The following is a 17,203-nucleotide window of genomic DNA, read 5'->3' as shown; positions in this document are numbered from 1 at the left end:
ATGTTTTTATCCTTAAAAACAAACGGAAACCCAGTATTTCTACTGGGCTTTTATTACTTGTTTAAGAAAATCACTACTTTTCTATATGGCTCGTCACCTTCACTTCTTGTGCTTACAAACTTATTGTTTTGTAAAGCAGAGTGAATGATGCGTCTCTCATATGGATTCATTGGTTCTAATGTGATATCCTTCTTGATTTTTTTTGCTCTATTTGCTAATTTGAATGCTAATTTTTCTAGTGTATCTTTTCTCTTTTGTCTATAGTTTTCAGTATCAAGAATTACTCTAATATACTCATCTCTGTTCTTGTTTACAACAAGACTAACCAAGTATTGTAATGAATCTAGAGTTTGACCTCTTCTACCAATTAATAAAGCCATTTCTTTACCAGCCATATCGATATACAAAGAGTTTTGCTTTAACTTAACACTTAACTTTGTTTCAATACCCATGCTTGAAAGAACAGAACTTAAAAACTGTCTAGCTGTATCTTCTACATTAACACGCTTTGTTACCTTAACACGTGCTTGCTTGCCGCCGAATAAACCAAATAGAGCTTTCTTAGATTCTTCTAGAACCTCAATATCTACTTCTAATTCATTGGCATCTAAATCCAATAAGGCTAGCTCGATAGCTTCTTCTACCGTAGCTGCTTCCTTTTCTACGAACTTCATTATTCAACCTCCTTATCAACAAGTTTCTTAATAATCGGTTGTTGGACCATCTGGAATACAGAACTGATTGTCCAGTATAACATCAGTGAAGCTGGATATCTCGCACCCATCATTAAGAACATAAGTGGCATGAAGTATTTCATACTCTTCATCATTGCAGCACCTTGCTGTTCTTGTTGAGCAGTACCAGATGTCATTGAGTTAAATGAGAATAATGTAACTAAAGCTGTTAATATTGGCATAATACCAGGAATCATACCTTGTAGATTTTCTGGAATTATGTTTGCAAACAATGGAATATTTGCTAATAAATCTGGGTTTGTTAAGTTTTGAATCCATAAGAACTGACCTGATAACAATGCATGTGAAATAGGTGCGCCATCATGGTAAATATAAGTATCTGGGTACATCATTACTCTAAAGAAAGCAATTAAGATAACCATGTTGATGATAAGTGGTAAACAACCAGCCATTGGGTTGATCTTAGCCTTTTGATAAAGCTCCATTGTCTTTTGTTGAGCTTTTTGCTTATCATGCTTATATTTTTCATTTATCTTAGCAACAATAGGTTGAACCTTTTGCATTTTAACTTGCGACTTTGTTTGGTTGATAGAAATTGGTAATAAGACTAACTTTAAGGCAATTGTGAATAAAATAATTGCAATCGCATAATCACCAATTAAGTTAACAGTAAAACCAAGCGCATAACCTAAAGGTATTTTGATCATACCTTCACGTCTTTCAGACTTGTCTAACTCCTTAAAAAGCTCACCATCTTTGAATAATGATAATGTCATACCATCACTTTTATAAGTAAACTCCATAGTATCAAATTCAGTAGACTGAAACTTAATGTATTGCTGTTCATCTGCTGATTCACTCAGTGAATAGGTACCAGTCAAATTAATTTCATCGCCAAAAAAGTTATTTGATTCAAAAGCATTATTACTTAATAAATCTAATGAAACGCCATGTTCATAGTCTTTCCAAATAGCGTCTAACGAATTCGCACTTCCACACGAAACGAGTGATAACATCAATGTTAGCACTACTAATAACAACCCAAGCTTCCTTTTCATGAAACTTCCTCCCAAATTATTTTAACGGGTCATATCCACCTTTAAAAAGTGGATTGCACCGTAATATTCTAAATACACTTAAATATAATCCCTTAAAAAAACCATACTTTTCAAATGCTTGCAGAGAATATTCCGAACATGTCGGGGCGTATCTGCAATGTGGACCAAGTAAAGGTGAAATGTTTCTTCGGTAAAACTTAACCAATGCAATCATTACATGTTTCATAACTACCTCATTAACTTTCCTTTTCTAAAGCAATGCTTCATTGCCTTATCTATCTCCTGATAAGTAGAATCTTTACTGCGTACCCTTGCTACAAATACAAAATCATAGCCTTCTGCTAACTTTTCATGATTCATTCTAAATGATTCTTTCATCAATCGCTTAACGCGATTTCTCACAACAGCTTTCCCAACTTTTTTGCTTACTGAAAATCCAACCTGATTGTAACCTAATTGATTTTTTCTGTAGTACATGACTACATGACGATTTACAATTGATTTTCCTTTTTTATAAACCTGATTAAATTGTCGTGTATTCCTAAGAGTATCAAAAGTCATTTTGCGCCTCCGAATTACAATCAATTGTAAAAAAAGACCACTTACGCGGCCTTATGCACTTAATTTCTTTCTATTCTTGCTTCTACGTGACTTTAATACATTTCTGCCAGCTTTAGTTTTCATTCTTTTTCTAAAACCATGCTCTTTTTTTCTTTGTCTTGTTTTTGGTTGAAGCGTTCTCTTCATAACGTATTGCACCTCCTCAAATAAATTTTTTATTTAAATGAGACTAACATAACTAAATTCCATTATGCTCATCACTTAAATTCTTCATAAACATCGCCTAGTAATTATACCTTTTCAAATTGGCAATGTCAAGTGATTTTCAGTGTCAAAAATAAGAAAGCGTAACTGTTATTCATTATAACTCTATTTGAGCCATATTTCATACAATTACGCTTTATTTTATAGTTATTTCATATCTGCATCACAATTTTGTTTGATCGGTAAGGTAATCTTAAATGTAGCACCCTTATCTTCATTATTAAAGGCTTCTATAATACCACCGTGTTTTTCAATAATTTCTCTACTAATCGATAAACCAAGTCCAGTACCTTCATCTTTTGGTTTAGTTGTAAAGCCATTGTCAAATATATGATTGATATCATTTGGATCTATACCACTACCATCATCTTTAAAGGCAATATAAACATGATCTTCATTATGATCACTATAGATGGTTAAATTGCCACCTTTCTCTGTTGCCTGAACAGAGTTTACAATTAAGTTCATGAAAACTTGATTTAACATAGAAGGAAAACATGAAATCAAAGGCAAAGCCTTATACTCTTCATGAATGGTCAATTTGTTTTTCCATAAGTTAGAGGTTAAGACAAGAACACTCTTTATACCTTCTATGATATCAGCATTTTGGAAGTCTGCTTGATCCACTCTAGAGAAGTTTTTTAGATTTCTTATAATTTCACTGACTCTGTTGGCAGCATCTACAGAAATCGAATTGGACTTGTTGAGTTTCTCTACTATTTTAATAGAAGCTTCAAATTCCTCTTTTTCTAAATTGCTCTTCAGTTTAGTCAACATCATTTGGCTCATCTGATTGTTACTCTGGACCGCACCGAGTGGTGTATTGATTTCATGCATAATGGCTGCTGTTAACTGACCCATAGATGCCATCTTCTCAGATTGTACCAATTGAGCTTGGGTACGTCTTATTTGTTCTTGTGCTTCTAGAAGTTCATGGTTTTGAGCTTCTAACTCATCCTTTTGTGCATCTAACTCAATATTTTGTGCTTCAAGTTCATCACGCTGTGCTTCAAGTTCATCATTCACATTCTCTAGAATATGATAAGAGGACTGAAGCTTGGAAATGATCTGATTGGAATAATCGATTAATATCTTTATTTCAGTTGGTGGTTTTCTTTGTTCTATTATAATATCGCCACATTCTATTTCATCTTCTTCAGCAATCTTTTTAAGTTGATTATTTAAAACATGGATTGGTTTTAAAAGTCTATAAGCGATTGGTAGTAAAATTATTTTTACAACTAATAAGGTCATACCTGCTATAACTATAAAAAGCAAGACAACTGGAATCATGGTATAAGTCAATAAATTGGTATTTAATGATGTGGTCAAAGAACCAATTTGCACACCATCTTCATTTACAACAGGTAAAACAGTTTGAATATCACTGAACCATTTTTGTGCAAATGACTTGGCTTCTACATTAAATTCACCAGGAATTTTAAAAATCTCTTCATCTTGTATCTCTAAACGTACATTGACTAAATCAAAGTTCCATGAAGAATTGATTGACAAAATATCATAAATCTCGTCAATGGCCATGGTTGTTGATATTAAAATGGATTTTTTCTCTGTTTCAGATATAATATCACCAGTAATTGAATTGCCTTCTATTATAAGAGGCTCAATTTCATCATTAAAAGATTCTCTTATTTCACGAAATTCTTGATCCATATCACCTTCGTAATTGCTGGCTTGATACATACTTACAATTTCATCAAAGGAAATGTGTTGAAGGTTATCCATCTTTCCATGATTTTTATATCTACCAATCAACTCACTTGATACGATATAATTATTATAAACTCTGTTGCTCACTGTATCTGTAAAAAAACGACCGACAGGTTGTACCAAGATTATTATAACAATTAAAACAGATATTAGACTGATGCCCACGGATAGGGCTGATGATAAAGAAAGAGATCTTTGAAGTCTCCCTCTTAGAGTCTGTCTTCTTTCTCTATAACATAACTTTTCTTCTTTTTTCATTTACTTGCACCTCACTATGAGTATACATCTTTTAAAATAGACTTAAACGCATTTAATAAATCTTTCATAATTTTTTATAAAATAAACATAGCAAAAACACGGAAATATGATAGATTTATTATAAGTCTATAAAAGTGATTTAAATTAGAACAAAAAGCCTATAATATAGATATACATAAGGATGTGAAAATATGAGTAAAATATTAGTAATCGATGATGAGCAAATGATAACGGATACCCTGTCCACATTAATCGAGATGGTTCTCGACTATGAAGTGGTGGCTGTTAATGATCCAGAGTTCCTTTTGAACTCCAATCTTTTAAATGAAGAAAACTTTGATATGGTCATATCAGATTTTATGATGCCAAAAATTGATGGGATTGATGTTTTAAAAGCCATCAAGCAAATTCAACCTGACGTTGTACCAATTTTATTAACAGGTTACTCGGATAAAAGTAATGCCATTAAGAGTATCAATGAAGTGGGTTTATACTATTATCTAGAAAAACCATGGGACAATGATCAATTAGTGACCATTGTGAAAAATGGTATTGAACAGAAGAAACTCAAAGAGCAGGTTGATAAGGATTTCATCATCATTCAAAAAAGAAATCAAGAAATCACACGACTCTATGATTTACTTCAAAAGAACTTTGATGATGAAAAAAGTAATATGTCAAATGTCATCATTGCACTTGCCAATATTGTAGAAGCGAAGGATTCATACACTGAAGGCCATACAAGAAGAGTGGCTGGTTTATGTCGTCTGATTGGAGAGTCTTTAGATTTAGATGAAGAAGCTTTAAACACCTTAGAGCTGGCAGGTATTGTTCATGATATAGGAAAAGTATCCACGCCAGATCATATACTCAATAAACCTGGCAGGTTAGATGACATTGAATTCAATGTCATTAAAGAACATCCTGAAGTTGGCGAAAGGATTTTAAAACCTCTAACTTCTATGAAAACTATTTTACATCCAGTCAGACATCATCATGAAAAACTTGATGGTACCGGTTATCCCGATGGCCTAAAAGCAGATGACATCATCATTGAAACAAGAATTCTTGCTATCGCAGATATTTTTGATGCCTTGTATACTGACAGACCTTATAAGTCCGGCTTTAGTATAGAAAAAACATTGAAGATTTTAGAAGAAGAAGCAGACAATCATAAAATAGATAAGAATATTGTTGCTATCATTAAAGAACTGGTTGAAAACGAAAAAATCTTTACAGTTTATGAAAAAGAGAAATCTTTAAAAGAAGCTGTTGAAAATATGTAATCAACACCTGGCTTGCCGGGTGTTTTCTTATTGGTAAAAAGTTGATAAAAGACTATAAAAATATTTGGCATGCAGCCAAATATTTTTTATTTAATAAAGCCTTCTTAGGCTATTTTTTTTACCTCAACTTATTCACATGGTCTTTCAATTTAACTTGTGGATAAATTTCCTATAATAAATTGAAAATCAACAGTATTTCTGTTATCATAGTATCACATGTTGATAACTTAATAATTTTTCCAACATATTCACATATTCAGTGTATATGTTGATAAGATTGTGAATAAATATGATGTTTTTATGATTTATCCATAGGTTATGAGTCCAGGACTCATTTTTATTGTTGATAAATTATTATATATAAATGTGAATAACTTTGATTTTATCTAATTAAATAGACTTTTACACATAAAAGTCACAAAATCGCATTTTTTATCTATAGGTGTTAAATCATAAAATCAACGACATTATTCGCATTTTTTTGTGAATAAATCTGTATATAACATGTTAATTAAGATTTTATAGGGGGCAAATATGTACGACAATATTAATGAAATATGGTCACAAGCTTTAGAGATAATTAAAGAGGAAATAACAGAGGTCAGTTTTAATACTTGGGTAAAGCCATTAGAGCCTGGCAAAATTATCAATGATCAGTTTTATCTCATCGTGCAAACCGATTTTTATAAAGATATCCTAATTAGTAGATATGCATCGTTGATTAAGAATGCCATTAAGCAAATTACGACTGTCGAATATGAAATTGTTTTTATAGTAGACGGTGTAGACAATATAGAAGTTGAAGAAGAAAAACCGGCTAAGAAAGAAGCTGAGTCTTTTAACACGTCAAACTTAAATCCTAAATATGTGTTTGAGGAGTTTGTAATCGGTAACAGTAACAGATTTGCTCATGCTGCTTCACTTGCTGTAGCTGAATCTCCAGCAAAAGCTTACAACCCGCTCTTTATCTATGGTGGTGTTGGACTTGGTAAAACTCACTTAATGCATGCCATTGGTCATTATATATTGGACCAAAACAAGGATGCTAAGGTTGTTTATGTTTCAAGTGAAAAATTTACAAATGAGCTAATTAACTCTATTAAGGATGATAAGAACGTTGAATTCAGAAACCGTTATAGAAATGTAGATGTTTTACTGGTCGATGATATTCAGTTTATTGCAGGTAAAGAAAGAACACAGGAAGAATTTTTCCATACTTTCAATGCTTTACATGAAGCCAATAAGCAGATTATTATCTCAAGTGATAGGCCACCAAAGGAAATTCCTACATTAGAAGAAAGATTAAGATCTCGTTTTGAATGGGGCTTAACAACTGATATTCAGGCACCAGACTTTGAAACAAGAATCGCAATTCTTAGAAAGAAAGCTGAAGCTGAGAATTATCAAGTAAACAATGAAGTATTTGATTTTATTGCAAGAAAGATAAAGTCTAATATTAGAGAGCTAGAAGGTGCTTTAACAAGGGTAACAGCTTATTCTTCATTAACCAATAAAGAAGTATCGGTTGACCTGGCCCATGAAGCTTTAAAAGATATTATTTCTTCTAGTAAGCCAAAGCAAATTAATGTCGACATGATCAAGGATGCTGTTGCACAGCACTTCAATGTGCAGATTGCTGACTTTGACTCAAAACGTCGTACAAGATCAATTGCTTATCCAAGACAAATTGCCATGTACTTATCAAGAGAGCTAACGGACCTTTCATTACCTAAGATTGGTGAAAGTTTTGGTGGTAGAGATCATACAACTGTTATTCATGCATATGACAAGATCAGCAATGATATAAATGAAAACATTGATTTGAAAAATGTCATCTTACAACTAAGAAAAACATTAACAAATGAATAATTCACAAAGTCCTGTGAATAAATTTCAATTTTTCTGTTGATAACTTTTAAAATAAGTACCTGTTATTAACATGGGGTTTATCCGAAAAACTATCCACATGTTAATAACACGCAGAAATCTGTTATTTCCAAGCCTTCAATGGGTTATCTACAAATTCACAGGCCCTACTACTACTGTTATTTAAAATATATTAATATATATATTCTTTCACACAAATTTTGGGACGATTTTGATAGGAGGTTATCCACATGAAACTTATATGTAAACAAAGTGATTTAGCAAATGCTTTAAATATTGTGCAAAAGGCTATTTCTTCTAAAACAACTTTACCTATATTAACAGGTGTTTTATTAGAAGCTAGAAATGGTACATTAAAATTGACTGGTAATGATCTTTCGATAGGTATTGAGAAGTCAATTGAAGCCAATGTATTAGAAGAAGGTATTACAGTTGTCTCTTCTAGAATCTTTGGTGATTTTGTTAGAAAGCTTCCTAATTCTGATGTAGAAATAATTATGGAAGATAAAAAATTATCTATCCAATGTATGAAGTCACATATAGATTTAGTTACATATGATGCAATTGAATATCCTGAGTTACCTAAGGTTGATGAATCCAATGCATTTTCTATTAACAAACAATTGTTTAAGAACATGATTCGTCAAACTATTTTTGCTACATCTCAAGATGAGGCAAGACCTATTTTAACGGGTTCATACTTAGAAATTGCCAACCAAGAGATGACCATGGTAGCTATTGATGGTTTTAGAGTTGCAATTAGAAAAGCGCAATTGAATACACCTATTGAAACTAAAATTGTAATTCCTGCTAAAACACTCAGTGAGATCAATAAAATTTTAGGTTCTAGTGATGATAATGAACATATTCATGTTTTTGTTACTGATAAAAACATCCTATTTAAGATTGATGATATAAAAATTGTTTCTAGACTATTAGAGGGTGAGTACGTTAAGTATTCTCAAATGATTCCTAATGAGTTTAAAACAACAATTGAAATTAATACAGCTGACTTATTAAATGGTATAGAACGTGTTTCTTTATTAGCAAAAGAAGGTAAGAACAATTCTATTAAACTGAGTATTAAAGATAATTCTTTAGAGATTTCATCGATAGTTGAAATTGGTATGGCCAATGATGAGATTCCTTTAAAGTTAGAAGGTAATACATTAGATATAGGATTTAATCCTAAATACTTAATAGATGTTTTAAAAGTTATTGATAGTGAAATCATTTATATGGAGTTTTTAGCTAATATAAGTCCTTGTATTATTAAACCTCAAAATAATGACAATTACACATATTTAGTATTACCAGTTAGAATACCAAATAATTAATAACAAGAAACTCAAACAAATCACAAGATTTTCTTGTGATTTTTATCTTAATGATAGAAAAGGAGAACTTAATGAATATCGAAAGAAAAGTAAAGATAACAACAGACTTTATCAAATTAGACCAACTTTTAAAATTTGCTGATGTTGTAGATTCAGGTGGTATGGCAAAAATATTAATTGCAGAATCAGCTGTAACATTTAATGGTGAAGTTATGACCATGCGTGGAAAAAAAGTTAGACCAGGTGATGTGGTAACTGTTGACTTAAGTGTTGTAGATTCAAATTATGAGGAAGTTTATATCATTCACGTTCAGTAGGTGACTTATGTATATCAAACGCTTATCATTAAGCAATTTCAGAAATTACAAATCTGTAGAATTAGAATTTAGTCCCAATGTGAATATCATCTTGGGAGAAAATGCTCAGGGAAAAACAAATTTGGTAGAATCTTTGTATGTTTTAGGGTTTGGAAAATCTTTTAGAACAAGTCAGGACAAAGATCTTATTTGCATGTCTGAGTTGTATACTCATATTGATGCAGAAATAGAAAAAATGAACCATCCTCTTCAAATAGAATTTAAGTTCAACCAAAAGCAAAAAAAAGAAATCAAAATCAATGGTGTGCCTTTAAAAAAATTAAGTGAGTTAATTGGAGAATTAAATGTTGTGATTTTTTCTCCAGAAGATTTGCAGTTGATTAAAGGAACACCTGCAGTAAGAAGAAAATACATGGATAAAAGTATTTCTCAGATTTATCCTTATTACTACAAACTTTTGGTGGACTACAATAAAGTTCTTAAGCAGAGAAACAATTTACTCAAGCAAAAACAAGTGGCATCTATGATTGATATCTGGGATGAACAGCTGTCAGATTATGGTGCAAAAATTATGAAATACAGATTAGAATTTCTCGAAGAACTCAAAAAAATATGTTTTGATATACATTATTCTATCAGTCAGGAAAAAGAACACTTAAAAATAGATTATCAATCAAATTATTTGCCCAAAAATTTGGGGGAATCTGATGTATATGATAAAATATATAGTGGAATGTTATCGAATTTAAAGAATCGATTAGACTTAGATATTCGTCGTGGTTATACATCTGTAGGACCACATAGAGATGATTTAGTATTCTATATAAATGACCGTGAAGGCAAGAAATTTGGTTCTCAAGGTCAAGTTAGAACAACAGCTTTATCACTCAAGTTATCTGAGATATCGATTATAGAAAAGATTTTGAATGAACATCCGATTTTAATTTTAGATGATGTGCTGTCAGAACTGGATCAAACTAGACAAAATCAGTTGATCTCATATATTTCTGATATACAAACTTTTGTGACAACAACTGAAATCAATAGCATTTTGGAAAGTCATATAAAAGACGCAAACATCATAAATATCAAAGATGGTAACATCATTTAGAGGTTTCAGGAGGTAAATATGGCAGATGTAGTACATAATGAATATAATGCCGAACAGATTCAAGTATTAGAGGGTTTAGAAGCTGTTAGGAAAAGACCAGGTATGTACATAGGTTCAACCAGTGTAAGAGGTTTACACCATCTTGTCTGGGAGATTGTAGATAATAGTATTGATGAAGCTTTGGCTGGACATTGTAATGAAATTCAAATCAGTATTGGCAAGGACAATACGATTATTGTTCAAGACAACGGTAGAGGCATGCCGACAGATGAACATCCAAAAATGAAAAAGCCAGCAGTAGAAGTTATTCATACAGTACTTCACGCAGGTGGAAAGTTTGGTGGCGGTGGCTACAAAGTTTCTGGTGGTTTACATGGTGTAGGTGCTTCTGTTGTAAATGCTCTTTCTGAATGGATGAAAATCGATGTTTTTAGAAACGGTAAAATTCATCATATTGAATTTGAACGTGGAGCAACATCTCAGGAATTAACAATCATTGGTGATACAGATATTAAAGGTACACGTACAGAGTTTAAACCAGATCATCTTATTTTTGATGAACTTGTTTATGACTATGATACGTTACGTGTTCGTTTAAAGGAATTGGCTTATTTAAATAAGGGCATTAAAATCATCTTTAGTGATGAACGTGATGATGAAAAAGAGCCAGAAATCTATCACTATGAAGGTGGTATCAGTGAGTTTGTTGACTACTTGAATAGAAATAGAAAAGGTATACATGAAAAGATCATTTATGGTGAAGCTTTAAAAGATTCTGCTACTGTTGAAGTGGCACTTCAGTATACTGATGGTTATACAGAAAATGTTTTTACATTTGCAAATAACATCAATACCCATGAAGGTGGTACACACTTAAGTGGATTTAGAGCTTCTTTAACAAGAATCATCAATGATTATGCAAGATCACATGGATTGATTAAAGAAAAAGATGCTAATTTCACAGGTGAAGATGTTAGAGAAGGTTTAACAGCGATTATCTCTGTTAAGCTGGAAGAACCTCAATTTGAAGGTCAGACAAAAACAAAGTTAGGAAACAGTGAAATTAGAGGTATAGTCGAATCGATCAATGCCAATATCATTTCTACTTTCTTAGAAGAAAACCCTAATGAAGCTAAGGTTATAATTGAAAAATGTATCCGATCATCAAAAGCTAGGGAAGCGGCAAGAAAAGCACGTGAAATTACTAGAAGAAAAGGTGCTTTAGATTCGATGGCCCTTCCTGGTAAACTTGCAGATTGTGCTGAAAAGGATCCAGCTAAATCAGAAATCTATCTTGTAGAGGGTGATTCGGCAGGTGGTTCTGCAAAACTAGGTCGTGAAAGACAATTCCAGGCGATTTTACCACTAAAGGGTAAGATCATGAATGTAGAAAAGGCCAATTTCACAAGAATATTCAATTCATCTGAAATTAAGGCTATGATTACAGCATTTGGTTGTGGTATTGGTGAAGATTTTGATATCAATAAACTGAGATACCATAAGATTGTTTTAATGACCGATGCCGATGTCGATGGTAGACATATCAACACACTTTTATTAACATTCTTATTTAGATACATGAGACCACTTATTGAACATGGTTATGTGTACCTGGCAATGCCACCTTTATTTAAGATAAAAAAAGGTAAAAAAGAGTATTATGTTTATTCAGATAAGGAATTAGAAGAATTATTAGCTGAAATCGGAAAAGACGGTATTACTCTACAAAGATACAAGGGTCTTGGAGAGATGAATCCTGAGCAGTTATGGGAAACAACCATGGATCCATCTGTAAGAACTTTGATTAGAATTAATATACAAGATGCAGTTGAAGCAGATCAAATATTCGATACGCTTATGGGTGAAAAAGTTGAACCTAGACGTGAGTTTATTGAAGAAAATGCTAAGTACGTTAAGAACTTAGATATTTAGAGGTGAATATGTTAGAACATAATGAAAAAATTATAGATGCCGACATAAAAGACGAAATGAAAACATCCTACATTGATTATGCCATGAGTGTTATCACCGCTCGTGCATTACCAGATGTTAGAGATGGTCTTAAGCCGGTACATAGAAGAATTTTATACACAATGCATGAACTCGGTAACTTTAATGACAAGCCTCATAAAAAATCAGTTCGTATTGTCGGTGATGTTTTAGGTAAGTATCACCCTCATGGTGATTCATCAGTTTACAATGCCATGGTTAGAATGGCACAGGATTTTGCAATGAGAAATCCACTTGTAGACGGTCATGGTAACTTTGGTTCTATCGATGGTGATGGGGCTGCTGCCATGCGTTATACAGAATCTAGAATGACTAAATTAGCAGCTGAAATGCTAAAAGACATTAAAAAAGACACTGTAGATGTAACGCCTAACTTTGATGAAACTTTAAAAGAACCTACAGTTTTACCTAGCCGTTTTCCAAACTTACTTGTAAATGGTACAAATGGTATTGCGGTTGGTATGGCGACTTCTATTCCACCTCATAACTTAAATGAAGTGATAGATGCGACTGTAAAATTAATTGATGATAATGAAGCAACTCTTGAAGATTTGATGGAAATTGTTCAAGGGCCAGATTTCCCAACGGGTGCTATGATCATGGGAATGGAAAGCTTTAGAAAAGGTTATAGAACAGGTCGAGGTAAAGCAGTTGTTAGATCAAAAGCTGATATCGTTGATATAGGCAAAGGTAAATCAGCTATTATAATCACTGAAATACCATATCAAGTAAACAAAGCACGTATGGTTGAGTCTATAGCAGACTTAGTAAGATCTAAAAAAGTAGAAGGTATTACAGATTTACGTGATGAGTCTAATAGAAAGGGTATTAGAATTGTCATTGAACTTAGAAAAGATGTCAATGCCAATGTCCTTTTAAATAAGCTTTATAAGCATACTGCTTTACAGACAACGGTATCTTTAAATATGATTGCTTTGGTAGGTGGTCAGCCTAAGGTACTTAACTTATACGAAATTTTAAGGTATTATCTTGATCATCAAATTGATGTAGAAACAAGACGTGTACAATATGATTTAAAGAAGGCTGAAGATAGAGCACATATCTTAGAAGGTCTCTTAAAAGCCTTAGACCATATTGATGAAATTGTTGAAATTATAAAGGCTTCTGCTAATAGACAAGAAGCTGCAGTTAAATTAATAGAAAGATTTGCATTCTCTGAAATTCAAGCCAATGCTATTTTAGAGATGCGTTTACATCGATTAACTGGTTTAGAAAGAGAAAAAATCCAATCAGAATACGATGAATTACAAGCACTAATCACAGAGTTAAGAGCTATTTTAGCAGATCAATCTTTACTTCTAGCAATCATCAAAGAAGATTTATTAAGAATCAAAGAAAAGTATGGTGATGAAAGAAGAACTGAAATCACATTCAGTATGGATGATATTGATATTGAAGATATGATTGAGGAAGAAGACGTTACAATTACTTTGACTCATCAAGGTTACATCAAGCGTGTAACATCTGATACTTATCAAACACAAAAACGTGGTGGTGTTGGTAAAACAGGTCTTTCTACTAAAGAAGAAGATTTTGTTGAGCATATTTTCAACACATCGACTCATGATTATTTATTATTCTTTACAAACTTAGGTAGAGTATATAGAAAGAAAGCCTACTTTGTGCCTGAAGCTTCAAGAACTGCAAAAGGGACGGCTATTGTCAATATGCTACAGTTGATGCCTGGTGAACTTGTTAATGCTGTTATTCCAGTTAAAGAGTTTGGCGAAGGCTTCTTGATGCTAGCGACTAAAAATGGTGTTATTAAGAAATCAGCACTTCTTGATTTTGATACATCAAGAAAAACGGGTCTTATTGCTATTAATCTTAATGAAGGCGACGAGCTGATCAGTGTTAAGATTACAACCGGTGATGATGATGTTATTGTTTTCTCATCAAATGGTAAGGCCATTAGATTCTCAGAAAAAGATGTAAGAAAAATGGGTAGATCTGCAACCGGTGTGCGTTCAATTTTACTTGGTGATGGTGATCATGTTGTTTCTATGGAACTTATTACCCAGGAAATGATCGATAAGAGTGCACGTGTACTGGCCATTTCTGAAAAAGGTTATGGTAAGAGAACGCCATTAGTAGAATACAGACAGCAAACGCGTGGTGGTAAAGGTGTTAAGACTTACAACATCACTGAAAAGACAGGTCGAGTTGTTTCGGCTAGAATTGTTACTGAAGATGAAGATATCATGCTTATAAATTCAAATGGTGTTATCATTAGAATTAAGGTAGAAGGTATTTCAACTTCTGGACGTTCTACAAGCGGTGTTACTTTAATGAGAACCAAAGGTGATGATAAAATCATTGCTGTTGCAAAAATATTAAGTGATTCAGAAGAGGAAGAAGAAATTTCTCAAGAAAATGAATAAATATGTTTAAAGGGAAAAAAAGTGGTTATATTAACAATATAGCCCCCTTTAATATTCTAAATATTAAAGTTTTGAGTTTACATTTGTCGTAAACTCTTTTTTTTTATTATATAATGTGATTAAGGCTGTGTGAAACGGGGTATTAAAACATAGGTATAGAGATTTTATAAGGGGGGAGAGTTTTGTCATTAAAAATTGTAAAAGAGTTTAGTAAAGCTGAAAAAAGTTGGAATGTAGAATTAATAGGAGAATTAGATATTCTAACGTCTGTGGATTTTAAAAAATCATTAAACGATATGTTGGATGAGATGGAATCAAATATCAAATTGAATTGTGAAAATTTATTTTACATTGACAGTACAGGATTAGGTGTGATTATAGGTTTATTAAATAGAGTAAAATCGAACAACTTCAATATATCAATAATCAATGCACAAGCCAATATAGACAAACTAATAAAAATTTCAGGATTAGACAAAGTAATTGAAGTAGAAAAAACTTCATAATTAAAGAAGGTGTATTAATGAATAATGATGTAATAACGATTAAGTTACCTAGTAAAGCAGAGTATGTTAGTATTGCACGACTTGCGGCATCAGTTATTAGTAACACGGTTGGATTTAATATTGAAGAAATCGATGATATTAAAGTTGCTGTAGGGGAAGCTTGTAATAACGCTGTATTACATGGCAATAGTGAAGAGGAAGTTTATGAAATTGCATTTAAGCTTTCTGAGGAAAAAATTCATATTGAAGTAAAAGATAATGGCGTAGGTTTTGATGAGGAAAAATATGAAGAACCTGATCTGAATCATTTAAAGGGAAACGGTCTTGGTATATATATTATGAAATCCTTAATGGATGAAGTAGATATTGAAGTAGGCGATAACGAAGGAACAACACTTAAGCTGATAAAATACTTAGAAAAATAGACTTACTAGGGGCTGATATAATGAATAATAAATCTGACGAAAAAATTCGTGATGATTGCGATTATATGGAGCTAGGAAACAAAGACCTGTTTAGACTTTATAAAGAAATTAAAGAATCTGACACTGAAGATATGGAATATGAATTAACTATAAGAAATGAGTTGGTTAATAGATATCTGTATATTGGAGAAATACTATCGAGAAAGTACGTCAATAAAGGTATTGAGTTTGAAGATATACTGCAAGTTGCATCTTTAGGACTGATATATGCAATACAAAGGTTTGACATTGATAGGGGTTTTGAATTTTCTAGTTTTGCGACACCGACAATCATTGGAGAAATAAAAAAGCACTTTAGAGATAAGGGTTGGTCAATTAGAGTACCGAGAAGAGTACAAGAGTTATCTAAGAGAGTCAACCAGGCAAAAGTCTCTTTACAACAAGAATTACAAAGAGTACCTAAGATTTCTGATATAGCAGAGTATTTAGCATGTACTGAAGAACAAGTTGTAGAAGCTATAGAAGCTTCACAAGTATATACACCAAAGTCTTTGGATATTTATTATTCAAGTAATGGTGATGATAAAGATATTCAGTTAATGGATATAGTAGGATCAGAGGATAAATCATTTAATGATATAGAGAATAGTGATTTCATAGAGAAGTGTATGGAAAAGCTGAACCCTATAGAAGTAAAAATCATTAGTGATCGTTTCTTTCATTCTAAGACACAAATGGAAGTTGCAAATGAGCTTGGCGTGTCACAGATGACTGTATCGAGAATGGAAAAGAAGATAATATTTAAGTTTAAAAAAGAGTATAGTAAATTGATAGATATTTAGCCGTTAAAACGGCTTCTTTTTCTGAAAATTATAACATTGAAAATAGTGTTGACTTTATAACTAAGAATTGATATTATTATCTAGTCGCTGCTCGGGAGAGCAAAGACATAGAAAAAAAATCAAATTTAATTATTGACAAATAAGAAAAAAATTGGTATTCTAATATAGTTGCTGCTCGAGAGAGAAAGCACAGAAGATAAAAAAATAAATTTCAAATAAGTCTTGACTTATAACATGAAATTTGATATTATTATCTAGTCGCCAAGAGCGAACGTAGAACATTGAAAACTGAACAGTATGAGCAAAAATACAAGCATACCATTTCGAAAGAAATGGCCCAAAAATTCCGTTTGATTTCGAAAGAGATTAAGCAACTTCAGGAATGAAGTAAAAGATTCAACCAGTTGATAACGAGAGTTATTATCTTAAATTTTATTTAAGAGTTTGATCCTGGCTCAGGATGAACGCTGGCGGCGTGCCTAACACATGCAAGTCGAGCGAGAAGGTTATGAC

Annotated in this window: 16 protein-coding genes and 1 rRNA gene; 11 read left to right on the top strand and 6 right to left on the bottom strand. The window is 32.3% G+C overall.

Annotated elements, in window-relative coordinates; translation table 11 throughout:
* Positions 1 to 53: 53 nt before the first annotated feature.
* From jag to EZV73_RS27125, 6 genes are all read right to left on the bottom strand, one after another.
* Positions 54 to 674 (bottom strand): RNA-binding cell elongation regulator Jag/EloR, encoded by a 621-nt coding sequence (gene jag / locus EZV73_RS27150; protein WP_240843724.1) that lies wholly within the window; start codon positions 672 to 674, stop codon positions 54 to 56.
* Positions 674 to 1,753, bottom strand: a complete 1,080-nt coding sequence (locus tag EZV73_RS27145) for a YidC/Oxa1 family membrane protein insertase (protein WP_240843723.1) — start codon at positions 1,751 to 1,753, stop codon at positions 674 to 676. Before EZV73_RS27145 ends, jag begins: the two co-directional genes overlap by 1 nt.
* Before the next feature lie 16 nt (positions 1,754 to 1,769).
* Complete coding sequence (gene yidD, locus EZV73_RS27140) at positions 1,770 to 1,979, bottom strand: membrane protein insertion efficiency factor YidD (RefSeq protein WP_240843722.1); 210 nt, start codon at positions 1,977 to 1,979, stop codon at positions 1,770 to 1,772.
* 2 nt (positions 1,980 to 1,981) lie between these two features.
* Complete coding sequence (gene rnpA / locus EZV73_RS27135) at positions 1,982 to 2,314, bottom strand: ribonuclease P protein component (RefSeq protein WP_240843721.1); 333 nt, start codon at positions 2,312 to 2,314, stop codon at positions 1,982 to 1,984.
* Positions 2,315 to 2,365: 51 nt separating this feature from the next.
* The gene (rpmH, locus tag EZV73_RS27130) at positions 2,366 to 2,500 is read right to left on the bottom strand and encodes a 50S ribosomal protein L34 (protein WP_240843720.1); all 135 of its coding nucleotides are present in this window, start codon (positions 2,498 to 2,500) and stop codon (positions 2,366 to 2,368) included.
* 225 nt (positions 2,501 to 2,725) lie between these two features.
* Positions 2,726 to 4,567, bottom strand: a complete 1,842-nt coding sequence (locus EZV73_RS27125; protein WP_240843719.1) for a HAMP domain-containing sensor histidine kinase — start codon at positions 4,565 to 4,567, stop codon at positions 2,726 to 2,728.
* A gap of 191 nt (positions 4,568 to 4,758) precedes the next feature.
* Between EZV73_RS27125 and EZV73_RS27120 the strand changes: the two genes are divergently transcribed.
* The 11 genes from EZV73_RS27120 to EZV73_RS27070 all read left to right on the top strand — a co-directional run.
* Entirely contained in the window at positions 4,759 to 5,853 is a 1,095-nt protein-coding gene (locus EZV73_RS27120) for an HD domain-containing phosphohydrolase (RefSeq protein WP_240843718.1), read from the top strand.
* Between the two features lie 534 nt (positions 5,854 to 6,387).
* Complete coding sequence (gene dnaA / locus EZV73_RS27115) at positions 6,388 to 7,722, top strand: chromosomal replication initiator protein DnaA (RefSeq protein WP_240843717.1); 1,335 nt, start codon at positions 6,388 to 6,390, stop codon at positions 7,720 to 7,722.
* A gap of 248 nt (positions 7,723 to 7,970) precedes the next feature.
* On the top strand, positions 7,971 to 9,077 hold the full coding sequence (gene dnaN, locus EZV73_RS27110) for a DNA polymerase III subunit beta (RefSeq protein ID WP_240843716.1): 1,107 nt from the start codon (positions 7,971 to 7,973) through the stop codon (positions 9,075 to 9,077).
* A 71-nt stretch (positions 9,078 to 9,148) separates the two neighbouring features.
* Positions 9,149 to 9,394 carry an RNA-binding S4 domain-containing protein gene (locus EZV73_RS27105; protein WP_240843715.1) on the top strand — a complete coding sequence of 82 codons (246 nt, stop codon included), beginning with the start codon at positions 9,149 to 9,151 and terminating at the stop codon, positions 9,392 to 9,394.
* Positions 9,395 to 9,401: 7 nt separating this feature from the next.
* Positions 9,402 to 10,505, top strand: coding sequence for a DNA replication/repair protein RecF (gene recF, locus EZV73_RS27100; RefSeq protein WP_240843714.1), 1,104 nt, complete (start codon positions 9,402 to 9,404; stop codon positions 10,503 to 10,505).
* 18 nt (positions 10,506 to 10,523) lie between these two features.
* On the top strand, positions 10,524 to 12,437 hold the full coding sequence (gene gyrB, locus EZV73_RS27095) for a DNA topoisomerase (ATP-hydrolyzing) subunit B (RefSeq protein WP_240843713.1): 1,914 nt from the start codon (positions 10,524 to 10,526) through the stop codon (positions 12,435 to 12,437).
* A gap of 8 nt (positions 12,438 to 12,445) precedes the next feature.
* Entirely contained in the window at positions 12,446 to 14,917 is a 2,472-nt protein-coding gene (gyrA, locus tag EZV73_RS27090) for a DNA gyrase subunit A (protein WP_240843712.1), read from the top strand.
* A gap of 182 nt (positions 14,918 to 15,099) precedes the next feature.
* Complete coding sequence (locus EZV73_RS27085) at positions 15,100 to 15,423, top strand: STAS domain-containing protein (protein WP_240843711.1); 324 nt, start codon at positions 15,100 to 15,102, stop codon at positions 15,421 to 15,423.
* 17 nt (positions 15,424 to 15,440) lie between these two features.
* Positions 15,441 to 15,848, top strand: coding sequence for an ATP-binding protein (locus EZV73_RS27080; protein ID WP_240843710.1), 408 nt, complete (start codon positions 15,441 to 15,443; stop codon positions 15,846 to 15,848).
* Between the two features lie 20 nt (positions 15,849 to 15,868).
* Positions 15,869 to 16,690, top strand: a complete 822-nt coding sequence (locus EZV73_RS27075; RefSeq protein ID WP_240843709.1) for a SigB/SigF/SigG family RNA polymerase sigma factor — start codon at positions 15,869 to 15,871, stop codon at positions 16,688 to 16,690.
* Between the two features lie 432 nt (positions 16,691 to 17,122).
* A 16S ribosomal RNA gene (locus EZV73_RS27070) occupies positions 17,123 to 17,203 on the top strand; the annotation flags it as partial.

Origin of the sequence: Acidaminobacter sp. JC074 (assembly GCF_022496765.1) — a bacterium.
Classification (GTDB): Bacteria; Bacillota; Clostridia; order Peptostreptococcales; family Acidaminobacteraceae; genus JABXKX01.
Note: the sequence above shows the minus strand (reverse complement) of the source record. Positions and strands in the feature narration are given on the sequence as shown.

Coding starts and splice junctions, on each gene's coding strand:
- jag (WP_240843724.1), bottom strand. CDS start 674: ATGAAGTTCGTAGAAAAGGAAGCAGCTACGGTAGAAGAAGCTATCGAG.
- EZV73_RS27145 (WP_240843723.1), bottom strand. CDS start 1,753: ATGAAAAGGAAGCTTGGGTTGTTATTAGTAGTGCTAACATTGATGTTA.
- yidD (WP_240843722.1), bottom strand. CDS start 1,979: ATGAAACATGTAATGATTGCATTGGTTAAGTTTTACCGAAGAAACATT.
- rnpA (WP_240843721.1), bottom strand. CDS start 2,314: ATGACTTTTGATACTCTTAGGAATACACGACAATTTAATCAGGTTTAT.
- rpmH (WP_240843720.1), bottom strand. CDS start 2,500: ATGAAGAGAACGCTTCAACCAAAAACAAGACAAAGAAAAAAAGAGCAT.
- EZV73_RS27125 (WP_240843719.1), bottom strand. CDS start 4,567: ATGAAAAAAGAAGAAAAGTTATGTTATAGAGAAAGAAGACAGACTCTA.
- EZV73_RS27120 (WP_240843718.1), top strand. CDS start 4,759: ATGAGTAAAATATTAGTAATCGATGATGAGCAAATGATAACGGATACC.
- dnaA (WP_240843717.1), top strand. CDS start 6,388: ATGTACGACAATATTAATGAAATATGGTCACAAGCTTTAGAGATAATT.
- dnaN (WP_240843716.1), top strand. CDS start 7,971: ATGAAACTTATATGTAAACAAAGTGATTTAGCAAATGCTTTAAATATT.
- EZV73_RS27105 (WP_240843715.1), top strand. CDS start 9,149: ATGAATATCGAAAGAAAAGTAAAGATAACAACAGACTTTATCAAATTA.
- recF (WP_240843714.1), top strand. CDS start 9,402: ATGTATATCAAACGCTTATCATTAAGCAATTTCAGAAATTACAAATCT.
- gyrB (WP_240843713.1), top strand. CDS start 10,524: ATGGCAGATGTAGTACATAATGAATATAATGCCGAACAGATTCAAGTA.
- gyrA (WP_240843712.1), top strand. CDS start 12,446: ATGTTAGAACATAATGAAAAAATTATAGATGCCGACATAAAAGACGAA.
- EZV73_RS27080 (WP_240843710.1), top strand. CDS start 15,441: ATGAATAATGATGTAATAACGATTAAGTTACCTAGTAAAGCAGAGTAT.
- EZV73_RS27075 (WP_240843709.1), top strand. CDS start 15,869: ATGAATAATAAATCTGACGAAAAAATTCGTGATGATTGCGATTATATG.